Below are 2826 nucleotides of genomic sequence, written 5' to 3'. Positions count from 1 at the left end.
GGTGCTGCTCGTCCCCGCGCTCGGCGGCGGCGACGTCGGCGGCCTCGAGGTCGCGACGGCGCTCGGCACGGCGGCGGCCATCATCGTGTTCGTGCTGGTCGTGGCGCGGCGGCTCCTCCCGCCCGTCTTGGAGCACGTCGCGCGGACGTGCTCGCCCGAGCTCTTTCTGCTGACCGTCATCGCGATCTGCTTCGGCACCGCCTACGCCGTCGGACTCGCGGGCGTCTCGATCTCGCTCGGCGCGTTCCTGGCCGGACTCGTGGTGAGCCAAAGCCGGTTCTCCGAGCACGCCTTGAGTGAGATCCTGCCCTTGCAGATCCTGTTCTCGGCCGTCTTCTTCGTGTCCGTCGGGCTGCTCCTCGACCTCAGCTTCGTCGCCGAAAACTGGCTTTTGGTTCTGGGCGCGCTCGCCGCCGTCACGCTCATCAAGGGACTGACCACGTTCGTCGCGATCCGGTCTGTCGGCCGGGCGGTGCCGGCCGCTGCCGCGACCTCGTTGTGGCTCGCGCAAGTCGGTGAGTTCTCGTTCGTCTTGGAGCGCTCCGGCCGCGAGGTCGGGCTGGCGCCGCTCGGGATGGAGGACGTCGGCGCCCCCTTGTTCATCGCTGCGACCGTCGTGTCGATGGCGCTGACGCCGGTCACGGCGCCCTACGCCGGGCGCTTGGCCGCCACGCTCCGCCAGCGGACCGACGACAAGGCACAAGAGACGATGCCGGAGCCCGACCCCGAGCACTTCGCCGACCTGGAGAACCACGTCGTCGTCGCCGGCTACGGCACGGCCGCGCGCCGGCTGGTCCACGTCCTCGAGGGCTCCGGCGTCCCGTTCGCCATCACGACCCTGTCGCCCGACGGCGCGCGTGAGGCCGAGGCCGACGGCTTGCGCGTCTTGCGAGGCGACTACGCCAAGCAGCACATCTTGGAGGCCGTCGGCCTGTCTCGTGCCAAGCTGCTCGTGATCCCCGACGACAGCCCCGCGATGACCCACCGCGTCGTCTCGGTCGCCCGTGCGCTCGCGCCCACGACGCGGATCGTGGCCATCGTCCCCACGGTCCACGACGCCGAAGAGCTCGTCGCGGTCGGCGCCGACCGCGCCATCGCGACCGACCTCGAGGCCGTCATCGGCCTGTTCGACGACGTGTTGCGGCATTACCAGGTGGCCCCGGCCGAGATCCTCAGGCACGAGGAGACGCTGCGGCGCGGCAGCTACCAAGCGTTCGACACCGACCTGATGACGGCGCCCGCCGTCGAGTGCGAGCTCGACGACGACTGTTTTTCCACGCGCACCGTCACCGTCCGCGAGAACACCCTCGTCGAGGGACGCTCTCTCGCCGACCTCGAGCTCGACGAGCGCCTGATCCACGTCATCGAGGTCGACCGCCGAGGCTCGGTCACGCGCGAACCCAAAGGGGCGTTCGTCCTCGAGGCCGGCGACGAGGTCCTGATCGGCGGCACGCCCCAGTCGTTCATCGACGCCGGCGACCTGTTCCGCACCTCCGATGCCGGCGCCCCTCCCACCCCTGCCCTGCCCGCCATGCCGACCCAAACCGCTCCCTGGATCGACACGACCTCGACGGTTCACCTCGACCCCAATGCCAAGGTCGGATGCACGCACCTCGACCACGTCCACGACGTCACGCCGAGCGCCCAGGGCTGTCAAGAGTGTCTCGAGCACGGCGAGCGCTGGGTCCACCTGCGCGTGTGCATGGAGTGCGGGCACGTCGGCTGCTGCGACTCGTCGCCGAACAAGCACGCGACGAAGCACTTTCACGAGACCGGCCACCCGGTCATGAGGTCGATCGAGCCCGGCGAAGATTGGGGCTACTGCTTCGAGGACGAGGTCATGCTGTAGGTGAGGGAAGCGGGGTGGAGGGACGAGTCCGATACTCCCGACCTCGAGGTGGTGTCAGGAAAGCACGTCCCTAATCCCCTATCCCTCTGTCCCTCACACCTTCCGCACGAACTCGGACTTGAGCCCCATCGCGCCGACGCCCGGCACCTTGCAGTCGATGTCGTGATCTCCGTCGACCAGCCGGATGTTCTTGACTTTTGTCCCGACCTTGACCACGGTCTTGGTGCCCTTGACCTTGAGGTCCTTGATGACCGTCACCGTGTCGCCGTCCTCGAGAGGCGTCCCGTTCGCGTCCGTCACGACGTGCTCGGCCGAGGGCGCGTCCGGTTCAGACTCGAGGGCGTCCTTCGACCACTCGGCGGCGCACTCGGGGCAAACCCAGTTGTTGCCGTCGGGGTAGACGTAGGCGGAGCCGCAATGCGGGCAGTCGGGCGGTTCCATGTCGTCCTCGAGGTCGGTTCCGAAAAGCTAATCTCGTCCTCGGAGACGGAAGAGCCCAGGGGACGAGGAGGGAATTCCAGACCGGCCGGGGCGCCAAAAACAAAACGACCTCGAGGCCACATCGAACGCGGCGGCCTCGAGGTCGAATCAAGCGTGACGAAGCCGAACCGGTCGGCCTCGAGGGCGGCTACATGATCGAGCGGAACGTGCTCGGCAGGCCGTTCGGAGCGGCAGCGGCGCCGTCCGGGCGCGCGGGCTCGTCGGGGGCCTCTGCGCCCTCGACGCAGTAGGTCTCGTACGCGTTCTTGAGGTCGGTCGCGATGGCGCTCGCGGAGCGGCCCTCGATGTGACGGCGCTCGATGGCATAAACCGGGTCTCCGTCCTTGAGCAAGAACATGGACGGGCTCGAGGGCTGGATGCCCGCGAGGTACTCGCGCAGGCGGGCCGTGGCGGCGGTGTCCTGGCCGGCGAAGACGGTCACCGTCCGGTCCGGCTGGACCTCGACGCCTTGCGCGAGGGCGACCGCCGGGCGGGCG

3 protein-coding genes are annotated in these 2826 nt (G+C 69.0%); 1 reads left to right on the top strand and 2 read right to left on the bottom strand.

The annotated features are described in order from the left end of the window. On the top strand, positions 1–1849 hold a 1849-nt coding region (locus tag WBA11_RS19565; RefSeq protein WP_424522308.1), incomplete at its 5' end, for a cation:proton antiporter. A 93-nt stretch (positions 1850–1942) separates the two neighbouring features. On the opposite strand, the gene WBA11_RS19560 is transcribed toward WBA11_RS19565, so the two are convergent. Together WBA11_RS19560 and WBA11_RS19555 are read right to left on the bottom strand one after the other, a co-directional pair. Beyond that, the gene (locus tag WBA11_RS19560; RefSeq protein WP_424522307.1) at positions 1943–2290 is read right to left on the bottom strand and encodes a zinc ribbon domain-containing protein YjdM; all 348 of its coding nucleotides are present in this window, start codon (positions 2288–2290) and stop codon (positions 1943–1945) included. Positions 2291–2477: 187 nt separating this feature from the next. Then, positions 2478–2826: BrxA/BrxB family bacilliredoxin (locus WBA11_RS19555; RefSeq protein ID WP_424522306.1), on the bottom strand; the 349-nt coding region annotated here is incomplete at its 5' end.

It is taken from the genome of Rubrivirga sp., assembly GCF_049648075.1.
Classification (GTDB): domain Bacteria; phylum Bacteroidota; class Rhodothermia; order Rhodothermales; family Rubricoccaceae; genus Rubrivirga.
Note: the sequence above shows the minus strand (reverse complement) of the source record. Positions and strands in the feature narration are given on the sequence as shown.